General features: G+C 64.6%; 1 protein-coding gene and 1 pseudogene. Both read right to left on the bottom strand.

The window, feature by feature from the left end; genetic code table 11:
* Nucleotides 1-487, bottom strand: a pseudogene (locus IVB48_RS40470) (transposase); the annotation flags it as partial.
* A 36-nt stretch (nucleotides 488-523) separates the two neighbouring features.
* The coding region (locus IVB48_RS40465; RefSeq protein WP_247408844.1) for a hypothetical protein at nucleotides 524-731 on the bottom strand (208 nt) is incomplete at its 5' end.

The following is a 731-nucleotide window of genomic DNA, read 5'->3' as shown; positions in this document are numbered from 1 at the left end:
CAAGGAAGGCCGCGCTCGCATTTTCCATCAGATGCCAGCGGTCGGCGACTTGGATGGCGTTCGGCAGCGCCTTGGCTGCTGCCTCGCCGTATCCACCACCGCGATCTCGCGACACAATGTTGATCGCTGGGTGCCTCGATAGCCACGCCCGAACGGTCGCAGTCTCCCTATCGGGCAGCAGGGTAACGATCCGCCGGCGCTCCAAATCGCACACGATCGTCCCGTATCGATGGTTTCTCCGGAACGCCCAGTCATCGATGCCCACAACAAGCAATGGATCTGTCGTCATCGCCGCCCGCCGGCGGACCACCCGTAGCAAGGTATCGTTGCTGACGGGCAGCATGAGCCGCTTGGCGAAGCTTGCCGCCGGCCGGCCGCCGAGCGCCAACCCCAAGTGATGGACGATGTATTCCAGCCGTGCCGTCCCGCGCCGTCGAAGCGGAACGACGTCTTCTCCGAACCGCTCCGCGAAGATCCGCCGGCCGCAATGCTGCGGCGCGGCAATCAGGATGGAAGTGCAGCGTCAATCAGGATGAGAGAGCTTCGCCGGGCTCGTGACGCAGGGAGGACGTAGCCCGACCGGAGTTACGAGCCCGGCGACGGCGCGATCCGAGCGGACCGCGCCGTCTGGCGATCGCGGCTGGCCGGTGATGGATGGTTCTTCTCGCCAAAGAGGAATCACCCGTTGCCAGGCTGCCATGTCACCGATCACCAGATGAGGCTCTACATGA

The sequence above is a fragment of the Bradyrhizobium sp. 76 genome (assembly GCF_023073025.1).
Classification (GTDB): domain Bacteria; phylum Pseudomonadota; class Alphaproteobacteria; order Rhizobiales; family Xanthobacteraceae; genus Bradyrhizobium.
Note: the sequence above shows the minus strand (reverse complement) of the source record. Positions and strands in the feature narration are given on the sequence as shown.